The organism is Pseudomonas citrullilanati (genome assembly GCF_030580855.1).
GTDB classification, from domain to species: domain Bacteria; phylum Pseudomonadota; class Gammaproteobacteria; order Pseudomonadales; family Pseudomonadaceae; genus Aquipseudomonas; species Aquipseudomonas citrulli.
Genome location: NZ_JAUQOP010000026.1, coordinates 34,044 through 48,705, shown reverse-complemented (window position 1 = coordinate 48,705; position 14,662 = coordinate 34,044). Strand labels below are relative to the sequence as shown.

Below are 14,662 nucleotides of genomic sequence, written 5' to 3'. Positions count from 1 at the left end.
AACGCGGTTCATTGTGGGAGCGAGCTTGCTCGCGATTGGCCGCGAAGCGGTCAGGAGGCTTGCGGTATAGTCAACTGACACTCCCCACCCAAGCCCTTGACCATGAAACACACCACCGACGACCTGCACGCCATCACCGCCACGACCCTGGGCCATTACAACGCCGTGGCAGAGAGCTTCCGCGAAGATACCCGCGACCACGATGTCAGCCAGAACATCGACGCCTTGCTGCGGCACATCCAGGGCCAAGCACCGCTGCACATCCTGGATTTCGGCTGCGGCCCGGGGCGCGACCTTCGCACATTCACAGCCATGGGCCATGTCGCGGTCGGCCTCGACGGCTCGGAAGCGTTCGCCCGGATGGCGCGCCAGGACAGCGGTTGTGAAGTGTGGCAACAGGACTTCCTGGCGCTAGACCTGCCGGCCGAGCACTTTGACGGGATTTTCGCCAACGCGGTGCTCTTTCATGTTCCCGTCCAGGAGCTGCCTCGGGTGCTGGCGCAATTGCATGCCACGCTCAAGCCCGGCGGCGTGCTGTTCAGCTCCAACCCGCGAGGCGAGAACCAGGAAGGCTGGAATGGCCAGCGTTTCGGCGCCTACCACGACCTGGAGGCTTGGCGCGCATTGCTCAGCGAGGCCGGCTTCGTCGAACTGGAGCACTACTACCGACCGGCGGGGCTGCCGCGCGAGCAACAGCCGTGGCTGGCGAGTGTGTGGCGTAAAAATTGAGGACTAACCCCTGTGGCGAGGGGATTTATCCCCGTTGGGGTGCGAAGCACCCCTAGTAGCCGCTGTCTCGGCGCTTCAAATGGAATGCAGCGCTTGCATAGGGGCGCTTCGCACCCCTGCGGGGATAAATCCCCTCGCCACAAAGGACGGTGCTTGAATCATTCCTGCTCTTTCAACCACTTCTGCGACAACTGCTCCAGCCTCCCGTCATCCTTGATACGCCCCAGTGCGTTGTCCAGGCTGGCCTTGAACGCCGGGTTGCCCTTCTGGAACGGGATCACCAGGTGCGGCGCCGGGCCACTCTTTTCCTCTGGCTGGAAAGACTGCGCCATCATCAGCGGGCGCTGGGTTTCATCCTTGCTCGCCAACCATTGCGCATCCGGTTGACTGTAAGCGGCACTGGTGTCGAAACGTTCGGCCAGTTCCGGGGTCATTGCTATGTGGTTGATGGCGACGTCGTACTTGCCGCTTTCCACACCGGTCAGCAGGTCCGCGGCATCGGTGACCACGAAGTCGGCGCGCACATCCAGCTCACTGGCGAGCATTTGGCCCAGTTCCACTTCGAAACCGGTGAGCTTGCCGTCTTCCTTGAAATTGAACGGCGCGGCATTGGCCTCCAGGGCGATGCGCAGCTCGCCACGGTCGTTGATGTCGTCGATCAACTCGGCATGAGCCAAAGGGCTCAAAAGGGGTAGCAGGCAGATCAGGCCAGGCAGGAAACGCATGGTCACTCCTTGGTATTTATACAAGCGACGCTCGTTTCAGGCTCGCTTTGCTATGGTTGTTGCAGCCTTCGACAACGATTGGTCATGAAGTTGTCATGACCCTGCGGATTTCATGAAAAAACTGGAGAAAAAAATGAAAAGCTTTATGTCTCGTACCGCGTTGGCCAGCCTGTTGCTGGGCGCTTCGATGCTGGCGACCGCCGCGACTCCCGCCCCCAAGGGCGCTGAAGTATTCATCGTTTCCCCGGCCGACGGGGCCACTGTCCCCCAGGAATTCAAGGTCAAGTTCGGCGTCAAGGGTATCGCACTGGCGCCGGCAGGTGACGTGACCAAGAATACCGGGCATCACCACCTGCTGATCGACGTCGACCAATTGCCGGCCGCCGGCGCAGCGATTCCGAACGACGCCAACCACATGCACTTCGGCAAGGCCCAGACCGAGGAGATCATCAAACTGGCCCCGGGCAAGCACACCTTGCAACTGGAACTGGGCGACAGCGGCCACATGCCGTTCGATCCGCCCATCGTCTCCAAGAAGATCACGGTGAATGTGAAGTAACGGCCTATCGGCTGGCCCAACACAGCCCCCTGTGGGAGCGAGCTTGCTCGCGATGACAGTCTGTCCGACACGTTAATATTGGCTGACATGCCGCCATCGCGAGCAAGCTCGCTCCCACAGGTTTCCAGGTTGTGTCATAAAAAAACGGGAGCCCCTGCGGGCTCCCGTTTTTCACTGCAGGCCAGGCCGGCTTAGAACAGCACGCGGCACCGGATGGTGCCCTTGATGTGCTGCAGTTTCTCTTGCGCCAGGTCCGAATATTCGGCATCGACGTCGATCACGACGTAGCCGACTTTCTCGTTGGTCTGCAGGAACTGGCCGGAAATGTTGATGCCGTTTTCGGCGAAGACCTTGTTGATCTCGCTCATCACACCCGGGATGTTTTCGTGGATGTGCAGCAGGCGGTGCTTGCCAGGGTGAGCTGGCAGGGCCACTTCCGGGAAGTTGACGGACGATACCGACGTACCGTTGTCGCTGTACTTGACCAGCTTTTCCGCCACTTCCAGGCCGATGTTGGCTTGCGCCTCAGCGGTGGAGCCACCGATGTGCGGGGTCAGGATCACGTTGTCCAGGCCGCGCAGCGGGCTTTCGAAGATGTCGTCGTTGGAGCGCGGCTCCACCGGGAACACGTCGATGGCGGCGCCGATCAGGTGCTTGTCCTTGATCGCTTCGGCCAGGGCTTCGAGCTTGACCACGGTGCCACGGGCGGCGTTGATCAGGATCCCGCCCTTCTTGATGGCGCGGATTTCCTTCTCGCCGATCATCCACTGGGTGGCGGGGGTTTCCGGCACGTGCAGGGTGACGATATCGGACATGCCCAGCAGCTCGTGCAGGTCGTTGACCTGGGTGGCGTTGCCCAGCGGCAGCTTGGTCACGGTGTCGTAGAAGTAGACCTGCATGCCCAGGCCTTCGGCCAGGACCGACAGTTGGGTGCCGATCGAGCCGTAGCCGACGATCCCCAGCTTCTTGCCGCGGATCTCGAAGGAGTTGGCCGCACTCTTGATCCAGCCGCCACGGTGGCAGGAAGCGTTCTTCTCGGGGATACCACGCAGCAGCAGGATCGCTTCGGCCAGCACCAGTTCGGCAACGGAACGGGTGTTGGAGTACGGCGCGTTGAACACCGCGATGCCGCGCTCGCGGGCCGCGTTGAGGTCAACCTGGTTGGTGCCGATGCAGAAGCAGCCGACCGCGACCAGTTTCTTGGCGTGGTCGAAGATCTCTTCGGTCAATTGCGTGCGGGAGCGAATGCCGATGAAGTGAGCATCGGCGATCTTTTCCTTGAGCTGGGCTTCCGGCAGAGAACTGGTGATGTACTCGATGCTGGTGTAGCCCGCCGACTTGAGGACGTCGACAGCCGATTGGTGGACGCCTTCGAGAAGAAGGAACTTGATCTTGCTCTTATCGAGAGAAGTCTTGCTCATCTGCGTAAACCTGTGTCCCGGGGAAAAATGGCAGGGAATCGGACAGCGCGGGGCTGGCCCGACCGGCGTGACAGCCGTCGCCGCAGAACAGCCGTTGGGCACTACGCTGCGGGGTCGGTATGCTAGCATACCGACCCTGCTAATCACTCATTCCTGCGACGTGAAGCGTTCTCAGGATGACCATGAATTGTTCGAGAGTTCTGTCGATGACCATTCCTGACCTGATAGCTGAGTTGAAGACCCTGGTCGAGCCCGGCAAGGTCCTGACCGACGCCGACTCCCTGAACGCTTACGGCAAGGACTGGACCCGGCATTTCGCCCCCGCGCCAAGCGCGATCGTCTTCCCCAAGAGCATCGAGCAGGTGCAGGCCATCGTGCGCTGGGCCAACACCCGCCAGGTCGCCCTCGTACCCTCGGGTGGACGTACCGGGCTCTCTGCCGCCGCCGTGGCCGCCCATGGCGAAGTGGTGGTGTCGTTCGACTACATGAACCAGATCCTCGACGTGAACCTCACCGACCGCACCGCCGTGTGCCAGCCAGGCGTGATCACCGAACAGTTGCAGAACAAGGCCGAGGAGCACGGGCTGTACTACCCGGTGGACTTCGCCTCGGCCGGTTCGAGCCAGATTGGCGGCAACATTTCCACCAATGCCGGCGGGATCAAGGTCATTCGCTACGGCATGACCCGCAACTGGGTAGCAGGCCTGAAGGTCGTCACCGGCAAGGGCGACCTGCTGGAACTGAACAAGGACCTGATCAAGAACGCCACCGGCTACGACCTGCGCCAATTGTTCATCGGCGCCGAGGGCACCCTCGGTTTCGTGGTCGAGGCCACCCTGCGCCTGGACCGGGCGCCGAAGAACCTCACGGCGATGGTGCTCGGCACGCCGGACTTCGCCTCGATCATGCCGGTGCTGCACGCCTTCCAGGGCAAGCTCGACCTGACCGCCTTCGAATTCTTCTCCGACAAGGCCCTGGCCAAGATCCTCGGTCGCGGTGACGTGCCGGCGCCGTTCGAGACCGACTGCCCGTTCTATGCCCTGCTGGAGTTCGAGGCCAGCACCGAAGACGTTGCCAACCAGGCGCTGGAAACCTTCGAGCACTGCGTGGAACAGGGCTGGGTGCTGGACGGCGTGATGAGCCAGAGCCAAACCCAGTTGCAGAACCTGTGGAAACTGCGCGAGTACATCTCCGAGACCATCTCCCACTGGACGCCATATAAGAACGACATTTCGGTCACGGTGTCGAAAGTCCCGGATTTCCTCCGGGAAATTGACGCCATCGTTGGCAAACATTACCCGGATTTCGAAGTCGTCTGGTACGGCCACATCGGCGACGGCAACCTGCACCTGAACATCCTCAAGCCGGAGAACCTGAGCAAGGACGAGTTCTTCGCCAGATGCGCCACGGTGAACAAGTGGGTGTTCGAGATCGTCGAGAAGTACAACGGCTCGATCTCGGCCGAACATGGCGTGGGCATGACCAAGCGCGACTACCTGGCCTATAGTCGTTCGCCCGTGGAAATCGAATACATGAAGGCCGTGAAGGCGGTCTTCGACCCGAACGGCATCATGAACCCGGGCAAGATCTTCGCGGCTTGACCCCTTGAACCACCTGAATTTCAGCAGCAGGAGTCGGTAATGAGCTATCAGCACCAGTACGTCGACGGCACACGCATTCACTTCCCGGTGGGAAAAGTGGTGTGCATTGGCCGCAACTACGCCGAACATGCAAAGGAACTGGATAACCCGGTGCCCACTGAACCGCTGCTGTTCATCAAGCCGGGCAGTTGCGTGGTGCCGCTGGAAGGCGGCTTCAGCATTCCGTCCGAGCGCGGCGCGGTGCACTACGAGGCAGAGATCGCCGTGCTGATCGGCAAGCCGCTGTCGACACGGCCGAGTGCCGAGGAAATCCTCGACGCCATCTCCGGCTTCGCCCCGGCCCTGGACCTGACCCTTCGGGACAAGCAGGCCGAGCTCAAGGCCAAGGGCCTGCCCTGGGAAGTCGCCAAGTCGTTCGACGGCGCGGCCGTGATCGCGCCGTTCGTGCCCAGCAGCACCTTTGCCGACCTCACCGACATCCCCGTGCGCCTGACCATCAACGGCGAAGTGCGCCAGGACGGCAACAGCCGCCTGATGCTCAACCCCATCGTGCCGATGATCCAGTACATGGCCGGCTGCTTCTCGCTGCAGGCCGGCGACGTGATCCTCACCGGCACCCCGGCCGGTGTCGGGCCGCTGAATGCCGGCGATGAATTGGTGCTGGAACTGCCGGGCGCGAGCCGCTTCGAGAGCAGCGTTCGCTAACGCGGTTTTGTTACCTCAGCATCAAATGTGGGAGCGGGCTTGCTCGCGAATGCGGCGCATCAGACACATAAAGGTCGACTGACACACCGTATTCGCGAGCAAGCCCGCTCCCACAGGTGTCTGGCTTTCTTCCTGAAGACTGTCGTTTTACTGTTTTTTCACATGCCACCCGGATAATTCCGGCGAATGCGGCATCTGAGCCAGCCATTCCCTTAGCCCGAATTCCCTGGAACGCATTCTCCCCATGGCCAAACCCCACGCGCTGTCCACCACCAAGCCCGCCCGTCGTTCCCGCTTCGCCCTGCCCTGGTATGCCTGGTCATTGCTGGCCGTGGCCGCGGCCTATGGCCTGGTGTTCGCGATGCACTGGGATGACCGCGGCCTGCTCTGGCTGGCGGAACGCTTCCAAAGCCCGGCCCAGCGCCAGGAAAGTGTCTGGCTGCCGGACTATCGCGCCGTGATCGACGCCAAGCCGCTGCCTGGCATGGAGAAGGACGAGGCGTCCGATGTGACCTACAACCCGCAGACGAGGACATTGTTCGCCGTCATGGGCAAGAATCCGTTCCTGGTGGAGCTTTCCCTGCAGGGCGACGTGCTGCGCAAGATGCCGCTGGTGGGCTGGAGCAACCCGGAGGGCGTGACCTATATGGAGAACGGCCTGCTGGCGATTACCGATGAGCGCGATCACAGCCTGTCGATCGTCCAGGTGGGGGCCGACACCCGCGAGCTGAACAGTACCGATTTCCCGCGCTACGACCTGGGCCCGTCGAAGAACCAGAACAAGGGCTTCGAAGGGATCGTCTGGGACCCGCGCAACCAACAATTGGTGCTGGGTGAAGAACGGCCACCGGCGCTGTTCACCTGGAAAAGCGACGGCAGCCAATCGCTCAAGGGCGACAAGCAGATCCATGTCAGCAATGAGCTGGACCTGCGCAACCTCTCGGCCCTGGCGATCGACCCTCGCACCGGTCACATGCTGGTGCTTTCGGCCGATTCCCATCTGCTGCTGGAGCTCGACGAGAAAGGCGACCAGGTCAGCTTCATGACCCTGCTGGGCGGCTTCAACGGCCTGAAGGACACGATCCCTCGCGCCGAGGGCGTCACCGTCGATGAGGCGGGCAACCTGTACATGGTGAGCGAACCGAATCTGTTCTATCGTTTCGAAAAACAACGCTGACCTTGTAGGATTATTCCTCCTTCGCTGTAGGGTGTGGCACACGGCCATTAAGCTTCAGTTCAGGTAGTCGTGATATTTCAGCCGCCTGTTCTTATCCGAGCCCACCCCAACATGCGTCGATTCGCCCGCCCCAAGCCCCTGATCCTGATGCTGCTGGCCATCGCCCTGATCGCCGCGATCGCAGTGGGACAGCACCTGCGCCTGTTCGAGCGCGCCTGGTTCAACCTCAATGCTCTCTGGAGCCCCGCCCACGGGCAGGCCATTGCACTGGACCAGTACCGGGTCACGGTGGAAGCACAGGTCATCGAGGGCCTGGCCGACGATGTCTCGGCGCTGACCTTCGATCCGATACGCAAGAGCCTGTTCACCGTCACCAACCAGAATCCGGAGCTGGTGGAGCTGTCACTCGATGGCCGGATCCTGCGGCGCATCGCCCTGGTGGGCTTCGGCGACCCGGAAGCGGTGGAGTTCATCAGCGAAGACACCTACGTCATCACCGACGAACGCCAGCAGCGGCTGATCAAGATCCACCTGGACCAGGACACCCGCTTCCTCGACGCCGCCGACGCCGAGCAGATGACCCTCGGCGTGCACATGAGCAGCAACAAGGGGTTCGAAGGGTTGGCCTACGACTCGGTGGGCAAGCGGCTATTCGTGGCCAAGGAACGCGACCCGATGCTGATTTATGAAGTGCACGGGTTTCCCCATCTGAATCCAGAAAAGTCCTACGCGGTCCATGTGATCAACAACCCCAAGCGCGATGCCGGCCTGTTCGTGCGCGACCTTTCCAGCCTGCAATACGATGAGCGCAGCGGTCACTTGCTGGCGCTGTCGGAGGAATCGCGATTGATCATCGAACTGGATATCGACGGCCGCCCGCTCAGCACGTTGTCGCTGAGCAAGGGGCGCCAGGGCTTGCAGCAGACCGTGCCCCAGGCCGAAGGCCTCGCCATGGACGACGACGGCACTTTGTACCTGGTGAGCGAGCCGAACCTGTTCTATGTGTTCAAGAAGCCGCAGCCTTGAGCCACTGATCCTGAACAACAAACCAATGTGGGAGCGAGCTTGCTCGCGATAGCGGTATGCCGGCCAACATTAATGTGCCGGCTAGACCGCTATCGCGAGCAAGCTCGCTCCCACAAGGGTTGCTTCACTCAAGAGAGCAGGTTATTCCGCCCGCAGGGTCTTCACCCCTTCAGCCGTGCCCAACAACAGCACATCGGCCGGGCGCGCCGCGAACAGGCCATTGGTGACCACGCCGACGATGGCGTTGATCTGGCTTTCCAGCTCCACCGGGTGGGTGATCTGCAGGTTGTGCACGTCCAGGATGATGTTGCCGTTGTCGGTCAGCACGCCTTCACGGTAGACCGGGTCGCCGCCCAGCTTGACCAGTTGGCGGGCGACATGGCTGCGAGCCATCGGGATGACTTCCACCGGCAACGGGAACGCGCCAAGCACCGGCACCAGCTTGCTGGCATCGGCGATGCAGATGAACGTCTTGGCCACGGCGGCGACGATCTTCTCGCGGGTCAGGGCCGCGCCGCCGCCCTTGATCAGGTTCAGGTGCGCGTCGCTTTCATCGGCGCCGTCGATGTAGAACTCCAGGTCGCTCACGGTGTTGAGCTCGTACACCGGGATCCCGTGGCCCTTCAGCCGCGCGGCGGTGGCCTCGGAGCTGGCGACCGCGCCATCGAATGCGCCCTTGTGCCTGGCCAGCGCGTCGATGAAGCAGTTGGCCGTGGAGCCGGTGCCGACCCCGACGATGCTCTTGTCATCCAGTTTCGGGAGGATGAGGTCGACGGCGGCCTGGGCCACGGCCTGTTTGAGTTGATCCTGGGTCATGCGGGCTCCGAAAACGGGCAGGGAGTTAAGAGGGGCGCGAGTATAACCCAACAAAACCTCGGGATTCGTGTGGTCGCCCGGCCAAAAGCCGGGTTAGACTCCTTGGCCCTGCCCAACCCGCCCAGTGATGCTTTCCGATGCTTGAACAGTACGTCAAAAAGATCCTCACCTCGCGCGTTTACGACGTTGCCGTAGAAACCCCGCTGCAGACCGCTCGCCAGTTGTCCGAACGGCTGGGCAACGACATCTGGCTCAAGCGCGAAGACTTGCAGCCGGTGTTCTCGTTCAAGATTCGTGGGGCCTACAACAAGCTGACCCAGCTCAGCGACGAGGAGCGCGCCCGCGGCGTGGTCACGGCCTCGGCGGGCAACCATGCCCAGGGCCTGGCCCTGGCGGCCAAGGTGCTGGGGGTCAAGGCCACCATCGTGATGCCCAAGACCACCCCGGAGATCAAGGTCGAAGGCGTGCGCTCCCGTGGCGGCAAGGTGGTGTTGCACGGCGACTCGTTCCCTGAAGCCCTGGCCTACTCGCTGAAACTGGTCGACGAAAAGGGCTACGTCTACATCCACCCGTATGACGATCCCCACACCATTGCCGGGCAGGGCACGGTAGCGATGGAAATCCTGCGCCAGCACCCCGGGCGCCTGGACGCGATTTTCGTCCCGGTGGGCGGTGGCGGGTTGATCGCCGGGATCGCGGCCTACGTGAAATACCTGCGGCCGGACATCAAGGTCATCGGCGTCGAGCCGGACGACTCCAATTGCCTGCAAGCGGCCCTGGCCGCCGGTGAGCGCGTGGTGCTGCCGACGGTGGGGCTGTTTGCCGATGGCGTCGCCGTGGCACAGATCGGCCAGCACACCTTCGACATTTGCAAGCACTATGTGGATGAAGTGATCACCGTCAGCACCGACGAGATCTGCGCTGCAATCAAGGATATCTACGACGATACCCGCTCGATCACCGAACCTGCCGGTGCCTTGGGCGTGGCCGGGATCAAGAAGTACGTCGAGTCCCGAGCCATCAGCGGCCAGACCCTGGTGGCCATCGATTCCGGCGCCAACGTCAACTTCGACCGTTTGCGCCACGTGGCCGAGCGCGCCGAACTGGGCGAAGGCCGCGAGGCGATCATCGCGGTGACCATCCCCGAGCAGCCGGGCAGCTTCAAGGCTTTCTGCGAAGCCATCGGCAAGCGCCAGATCACCGAATTCAACTACCGCTACAACACCGGCAGCGAAGCCCACATCTTCGTGGGCGTGCAGACGCACCCGGAAAACGACCCGCGCACGGCGCTGATCGCCAGCCTGACCGAGCAGGGCTTCCCGGTGCTGGACCTGACCGACAACGAATTGGCCAAGTTGCACATCCGCCACATGGTCGGCGGGCACGCGGCCCACGTCATCGACGAAGTGGTGCTGCGCTTCGAATTCCCGGAACGCCCGGGCGCGCTGTTCAACTTTCTCAACAAGCTGGGCGGGCGCTGGAACATCTCGATGTTCCACTATCGCAATCACGGCGCGGCGGATGGCCGCGTCGTCGCCGGGCTGCAAGTGCCTCACGATGAGCGCCACCTGGTGCCGGCGGCGCTGGAGGAAATCGGCTACCCCTACTGGGATGAAAGCGACAACCCGGCGTACCAGCTGTTCCTGGGCTGATAAAGCCAGGATCGGGGCTAGGCTATTGGGCAGGACTTGAGGAAATCGAACGATGGAAACGCTGACTGCGCTGAAGATCGCTCACGTCGTCGCCACGGTACTGCTCCTGGCGGGCGCGGTGGGGCTGGCCATCTGGGTCTGGCGGACACGCCGCAATGGCGATGCCACGGCACCGGCCCGTACCCTGCAACGCCCTCGGCTGTTTGTCTGGCTGGCGATGGGCCTGTCCCTGGCGAGCCTGCCGTTCACCGGCTGGCAGATGGTGCATCAGGTCGGCTGGCCACTGGGGCAGACCTGGCTGCTGGCTTCCAGCGTGCTTTATACCCTGGCGGCGCTGGCGGGGTTCTGGCTGCTGGTGCGGCTGAACACATTGCGCAGGGCGCCGGGAGGTAGTGGCAAGTTTACCTTTGCCTTGGCGTTGTTCAGTGTTCTCTGCTTTATCGCCATTGCAGGGTTGATGGGGGCCAAGCCGGTTTAAGGCTTTGGACTGTGTTGCCTTTATCGCGAGCAAGCTCGCTCCCACAGGGTTCTGTGATCGACGCAAATCCCCTGTGGGAGCGAGCTTGCTCGCGATAGGGGCTTCAGCCACGCAACGAAATCACCGGCCAACCCCGCTTCTGGGCCTCGGCCCGCAGGTTCGGATCCGGATCGACCGCCACCGGATGTGTCACCACCTCCAGCAACGGCAGGTCATTCATCGAGTCGCTGTAGAAGTAACTGTCCTCCAGCGAATAGCCGGTCTCTTGCAACCAACGATTCAGCCGGGTCACCTTGCCTTCGCGAAAGCACGGGATATCGGTGCTGCGGCCACTGTAGCGGCCGTCGATCATCTCGCACTCGGTGGCGATCAGGGTCTCGACCCCCAGGCGCTCGGCGATCGGGGTGGTGACGAAGCGGTTGGTGGCAGTGATGATCACCAGCTTGTCGCCGGCGTCACGGTGCTTTTTCAACAGGTCCAGGGCCTGGGGCAACACAATCGGCTCGATGCAATCGCGCATGTAGTCCAAATGCCACTGGGCCAGCACGTCCATCTCGGTGCGGCCCAGGATTTCCAGGCAAAAATTCAGGTACTCGGCGTTGTCGAGCTTGCCGGCCAGGTAGTCCTGGTAGAACGCGTCGTTGCGCGCCTTGTAGGCGACGGCGTCGAGAAAGCCGCGCTCACACAGGTAATCGCCCCACGCGTGGTCGCTGTCGCCGCCCAGCAAGGTGTTGTCCAAGTCGAATAAGGCCAGCCGCATTGCAGTTACTCGCTGAAAAATCTGAAGAAAGGTGTCCAGAATACGGACTTTTCACAAGAGTGCACATAAGGTAGGCCGGCGCGTTGCTGCTTTCACAACCTTTGTGGAACAATGCGGCGACATGCGTTTGCGAGGTTGTTGCCGTGATCGACCCCGATGGTTTCCGCCCCAATGTGGGGATCATTCTGACGAATGATGCAGGGCAGGTGCTATGGGCTCGCCGTATCAATCAAGACGCCTGGCAGTTTCCCCAGGGCGGGATCAACCCCCAGGAGACGCCGGAAGAGGCCTTGTACCGCGAGTTGAACGAAGAAGTGGGGCTGGAGCGAGAAGATGTCGAAATACTCGCCTGCACCCGCGGCTGGTTGCGCTATCGTTTGCCGCAACGCCTGGTCCGCACCCACAGCCAACCGCTGTGCATCGGCCAGAAGCAGAAATGGTTTCTCCTGCGCCTGATCTCCAACGAGCAGCGGGTGCGGATGGATTTGACCGGTAAACCGGAGTTCGATGGCTGGCGCTGGGTCAGCTATTGGTATCCGTTGGGCCAGGTGGTGACATTCAAGCGCGAGGTGTATCGACGCGCTCTCAAAGAGCTTGCCCCGCGCCTGCTGACGCGCGACTGACGACGGAGTTCGACCCCGAGCCATGCTCAATACGCTGCGCAAGATCGTCCAGGAAGTTAACTCCGCCAAGGATCTCAAGGCGGCGTTGGGGATTATTGTATTGCGCGTCAAAGAGGCCATGGGCAGCCAGGTCTGCTCGGTCTACCTGCTGGACCCCGAGACCAACCGTTTCGTGCTGATGGCCACCGAGGGCTTGAACAAGCGCTCGATCGGCAAGGTCAGCATGGCCCCCAACGAAGGTCTGGTCGGCCTGGTCGGCACGCGCGAAGAACCCCTGAACCTCGAGAACGCCGCCGACCACCCGCGCTACCGCTACTTCGCCGAAACCGGCGAGGAACGCTACGCCTCGTTCCTCGGCGCCCCGATCATCCACCACCGCCGCGTCGTCGGCGTGCTGGTCATCCAGCAAAAGGAGCGGCGCCAGTTCGACGAGGGTGAAGAAGCCTTCCTCGTGACGATGAGCGCGCAACTGGCCGGGGTGATCGCCCACGCCGAGGCCACCGGCTCGATCAGTGGCCTGGGCCGCCAGGGCAAGGGCATCCAGGAAGCCAAGTTCGTCGGCGTGCCCGGTTCGCCAGGTGCGGCGGTGGGCACGGCGGTGGTCATGCTGCCGCCCGCCGACCTCGACGTGGTGCCGGACAAGACCATCACCGACATCAACGCCGAACTGGCGCTGTTCAAGACCGCCATCGAAGGCGTGCGCGCCGACATGCGCGCCCTGTCGGCCAAACTGGCGACGCAACTGCGCCCCGAAGAGCGCGCACTGTTCGACGTCTACCTGATGATGCTCGACGACGCCTCCCTGGGCAGCGAGGTGACCACGGTCATCAAGACCGGCCAATGGGCCCAGGGCGCGCTGCGCCAGGTGGTGACCGACCACGTCAACCGTTTCGAACTGATGGACGACGCCTACCTGCGCGAGCGCGCCTCCGACGTCAAGGACCTCGGCCGCCGGCTGCTGGCCTACTTGCAGCAGGAGCGCCAGCAGACCCTGGTCTACCCCGACAACACCATCCTGGTCAGCGAAGAGCTGACCCCGGCCATGCTCGGCGAAGTGCCCGAAGGCAAGCTGGCGGGGCTGGTCTCGGTACTGGGCTCGGGCAACTCCCACGTGGCGATCCTGGCCCGGGCCATGGGCATCCCGACGGTGATGGGCCTGGTGGACCTGCCGTATTCCAAGGTCGACGGCATCCAGATGATCGTCGACGGCTACCACGGCGAGGTCTACACCAACCCCAGCGACGTGCTGCGCAAGCAGTTCGCCGACGTGGTGGAAGAAGAGAAGCAACTGGCCCTGGGCCTGGATGCGCTGCGCGACCTGCCTTGCGTGACGCTGGACGGCCATCGCATGCCGCTGTGGGTCAACACCGGCCTGCTGGCCGACGTGGCCCGGGCGCAGAAGCGCGGTGCCGAGGGCGTAGGCCTGTACCGCACCGAAGTGCCGTTCATGATCAACCAGCGCTTCCCCAGCGAGAAGGAACAGCTGGCCATCTACCGTGAACAACTGGCCGCCTTCCATCCGCAACCGGTGACCATGCGCAGCCTGGACATCGGCGGCGACAAATCGCTGTCCTATTTCCCGATCAAGGAAGACAACCCGTTCCTCGGCTGGCGCGGCATCCGCGTGACGCTCGACCACCCGGAAATCTTCCTGGTCCAGGCCCGCGCCATGCTCAAGGCCAGCGAAGGCCTGAACAACCTGCGCATCCTGCTGCCGATGATCTCCGGCACCCACGAGCTGGAAGAAGCCCTGCACCTGATCCACCGGGCCTGGGGCGAAGTGCGCGACGAAGGCACCGACGTACCGATGCCGCCGGTGGGCGTGATGATCGAGATCCCGGCAGCGGTGTACCAGACCAAGGAACTGGCACGCCAGGTGGACTTCCTGTCGGTCGGCTCCAACGACCTGACCCAGTACCTGCTGGCCGTGGACCGCAACAACCCACGGGTGGCCGACCTGTACGATTATCTTCACCCCGCGGTGCTGCAAGCACTGCAGACCGTGGTCCGCGACGCCCATGCCGAAGGCAAGCCGGTGAGCATCTGCGGCGAAATGGCCGGCGACCCGGCAGCGGCCGTGCTGTTGATGGCGATGGGTTTCGACAGCCTGTCGATGAACGCCACCAACTTGCCGAAAGTGAAGTGGATGCTGCGCCAGATCAACCTCAGCAAGGCCCAGGAACTGCTGGCGGAAGTCATGACCATCGACAACCCGCAAGTGATCCACAGCTCCCTGCAACTGGCGCTGAAGAACCTCGGGTTGGCGCGGATGATCAATCCGGCTTCGAACAAGACCCTCTAGTTTGTGGCGAGGGGATTTATCCCCGCTGGGCTGCGAAGCGGCCCCCTGCTTTGGATCGGCGCCTGCGGTGCCAGACATGTCCGAGGGC

At 62.5% G+C, this 14,662-nt stretch carries 14 protein-coding genes; 10 read left to right on the top strand and 4 right to left on the bottom strand.

Translation table 11 applies throughout. The annotated features are described in order from the left end of the window. Window positions 1-102: 102 nt before the first annotated feature. Window positions 103-729: a class I SAM-dependent methyltransferase gene (locus tag Q6A48_RS17345; RefSeq protein WP_304555369.1), complete on the top strand. Its 627-nt coding sequence runs from the start codon at window positions 103-105 to the stop codon at window positions 727-729. Window positions 730-887: 158 nt separating this feature from the next. Here the strand turns inward: Q6A48_RS17345 and Q6A48_RS17340 are convergent, their stop codons facing one another. Next, window positions 888-1,454, bottom strand: a complete 567-nt coding sequence (locus Q6A48_RS17340; protein ID WP_304555368.1) for a transporter substrate-binding domain-containing protein — start codon at window positions 1,452-1,454, stop codon at window positions 888-890. A 133-nt stretch (window positions 1,455-1,587) separates the two neighbouring features. Here Q6A48_RS17340 and Q6A48_RS17335 point away from each other — a divergent pair, with 133 nt between their 5' ends. Then, complete coding sequence (locus Q6A48_RS17335; RefSeq protein WP_304555367.1) at window positions 1,588-2,013, top strand: DUF4399 domain-containing protein; 426 nt, start codon at window positions 1,588-1,590, stop codon at window positions 2,011-2,013. A 191-nt stretch (window positions 2,014-2,204) separates the two neighbouring features. Here Q6A48_RS17335 and serA read toward each other — a convergent pair whose 3' ends face one another. Beyond that, window positions 2,205-3,434, bottom strand: coding sequence for a phosphoglycerate dehydrogenase (gene serA, locus Q6A48_RS17330; RefSeq protein WP_304555366.1), 1,230 nt, complete (start codon window positions 3,432-3,434; stop codon window positions 2,205-2,207). A 206-nt stretch (window positions 3,435-3,640) separates the two neighbouring features. Between serA and Q6A48_RS17325 the strand changes: the two genes are divergently transcribed. The 4 genes from Q6A48_RS17325 (at window position 3,641) to Q6A48_RS17310 (ending at window position 7,943) form a co-directional block, all read left to right on the top strand. Then, window positions 3,641-5,035 (top strand): D-2-hydroxyglutarate dehydrogenase, encoded by a 1,395-nt coding sequence (locus tag Q6A48_RS17325; protein WP_304555365.1) that lies wholly within the window; start codon window positions 3,641-3,643, stop codon window positions 5,033-5,035. Between the two features lie 39 nt (window positions 5,036-5,074). Then, window positions 5,075-5,740 carry a fumarylacetoacetate hydrolase family protein gene (locus Q6A48_RS17320; RefSeq protein ID WP_304555364.1) on the top strand — a complete coding sequence of 222 codons (666 nt, stop codon included), beginning with the start codon at window positions 5,075-5,077 and terminating at the stop codon, window positions 5,738-5,740. Window positions 5,741-5,984: 244 nt separating this feature from the next. Beyond that, complete coding sequence (locus tag Q6A48_RS17315) at window positions 5,985-6,917, top strand: SdiA-regulated domain-containing protein (RefSeq protein ID WP_304555363.1); 933 nt, start codon at window positions 5,985-5,987, stop codon at window positions 6,915-6,917. Window positions 6,918-7,028: 111 nt separating this feature from the next. Beyond that, window positions 7,029-7,943, top strand: a complete 915-nt coding sequence (locus tag Q6A48_RS17310) for an SdiA-regulated domain-containing protein (RefSeq protein ID WP_304555362.1) — start codon at window positions 7,029-7,031, stop codon at window positions 7,941-7,943. 141 nt (window positions 7,944-8,084) lie between these two features. Here Q6A48_RS17310 and rpiA read toward each other — a convergent pair whose 3' ends face one another. Beyond that, complete coding sequence (gene rpiA, locus Q6A48_RS17305) at window positions 8,085-8,759, bottom strand: ribose-5-phosphate isomerase RpiA (RefSeq protein WP_304555361.1); 675 nt, start codon at window positions 8,757-8,759, stop codon at window positions 8,085-8,087. Between the two features lie 137 nt (window positions 8,760-8,896). Here rpiA and ilvA point away from each other — a divergent pair, with 137 nt between their 5' ends. Together ilvA and Q6A48_RS17295 are read left to right on the top strand one after the other, a co-directional pair. Continuing rightward, a complete protein-coding gene (gene ilvA / locus Q6A48_RS17300; protein ID WP_304555359.1) occupies window positions 8,897-10,411 on the top strand; it encodes a threonine ammonia-lyase, biosynthetic in 1,515 nt (504 codons plus the stop codon). 52 nt (window positions 10,412-10,463) lie between these two features. After that, a complete protein-coding gene (locus Q6A48_RS17295; RefSeq protein ID WP_304555358.1) occupies window positions 10,464-10,889 on the top strand; it encodes a DUF2269 domain-containing protein in 426 nt (141 codons plus the stop codon). 103 nt (window positions 10,890-10,992) lie between these two features. Here the strand turns inward: Q6A48_RS17295 and Q6A48_RS17290 are convergent, their stop codons facing one another. After that, the gene (locus Q6A48_RS17290; RefSeq protein ID WP_304555356.1) at window positions 10,993-11,649 is read right to left on the bottom strand and encodes a histidinol-phosphatase; all 657 of its coding nucleotides are present in this window, start codon (window positions 11,647-11,649) and stop codon (window positions 10,993-10,995) included. Window positions 11,650-11,792: 143 nt separating this feature from the next. On the opposite strand from Q6A48_RS17290, the gene Q6A48_RS17285 reads away from it, so the two are divergent. Together Q6A48_RS17285 and ptsP are read left to right on the top strand one after the other, a co-directional pair. After that, window positions 11,793-12,272, top strand: coding sequence for an RNA pyrophosphohydrolase (locus Q6A48_RS17285; protein WP_003186867.1), 480 nt, complete (start codon window positions 11,793-11,795; stop codon window positions 12,270-12,272). 22 nt (window positions 12,273-12,294) lie between these two features. Then, complete coding sequence (gene ptsP / locus Q6A48_RS17280; RefSeq protein ID WP_304555355.1) at window positions 12,295-14,574, top strand: phosphoenolpyruvate--protein phosphotransferase; 2,280 nt, start codon at window positions 12,295-12,297, stop codon at window positions 14,572-14,574. The last annotated feature ends 88 nt before the right edge of the window (window positions 14,575-14,662 follow it).

Excerpts from the sequence above, each read along its gene's own strand:
- Q6A48_RS17345 (WP_304555369.1), top strand. The coding sequence starts at position 103 with ATGAAACACACCACCGACGACCTGCACGCCATCACCGCCACGACCCTG.
- Q6A48_RS17340 (WP_304555368.1), bottom strand. The coding sequence starts at position 1,454 with ATGCGTTTCCTGCCTGGCCTGATCTGCCTGCTACCCCTTTTGAGCCCT.
- Q6A48_RS17335 (WP_304555367.1), top strand. The coding sequence starts at position 1,588 with ATGAAAAGCTTTATGTCTCGTACCGCGTTGGCCAGCCTGTTGCTGGGC.
- serA (WP_304555366.1), bottom strand. The coding sequence starts at position 3,434 with ATGAGCAAGACTTCTCTCGATAAGAGCAAGATCAAGTTCCTTCTTCTC.
- Q6A48_RS17325 (WP_304555365.1), top strand. The coding sequence starts at position 3,641 with ATGACCATTCCTGACCTGATAGCTGAGTTGAAGACCCTGGTCGAGCCC.
- Q6A48_RS17320 (WP_304555364.1), top strand. The coding sequence starts at position 5,075 with ATGAGCTATCAGCACCAGTACGTCGACGGCACACGCATTCACTTCCCG.
- Q6A48_RS17315 (WP_304555363.1), top strand. The coding sequence starts at position 5,985 with ATGGCCAAACCCCACGCGCTGTCCACCACCAAGCCCGCCCGTCGTTCC.
- Q6A48_RS17310 (WP_304555362.1), top strand. The coding sequence starts at position 7,029 with ATGCGTCGATTCGCCCGCCCCAAGCCCCTGATCCTGATGCTGCTGGCC.
- rpiA (WP_304555361.1), bottom strand. The coding sequence starts at position 8,759 with ATGACCCAGGATCAACTCAAACAGGCCGTGGCCCAGGCCGCCGTCGAC.
- ilvA (WP_304555359.1), top strand. The coding sequence starts at position 8,897 with ATGCTTGAACAGTACGTCAAAAAGATCCTCACCTCGCGCGTTTACGAC.
- Q6A48_RS17295 (WP_304555358.1), top strand. The coding sequence starts at position 10,464 with ATGGAAACGCTGACTGCGCTGAAGATCGCTCACGTCGTCGCCACGGTA.
- Q6A48_RS17290 (WP_304555356.1), bottom strand. The coding sequence starts at position 11,649 with ATGCGGCTGGCCTTATTCGACTTGGACAACACCTTGCTGGGCGGCGAC.
- ptsP (WP_304555355.1), top strand. The coding sequence starts at position 12,295 with ATGCTCAATACGCTGCGCAAGATCGTCCAGGAAGTTAACTCCGCCAAG.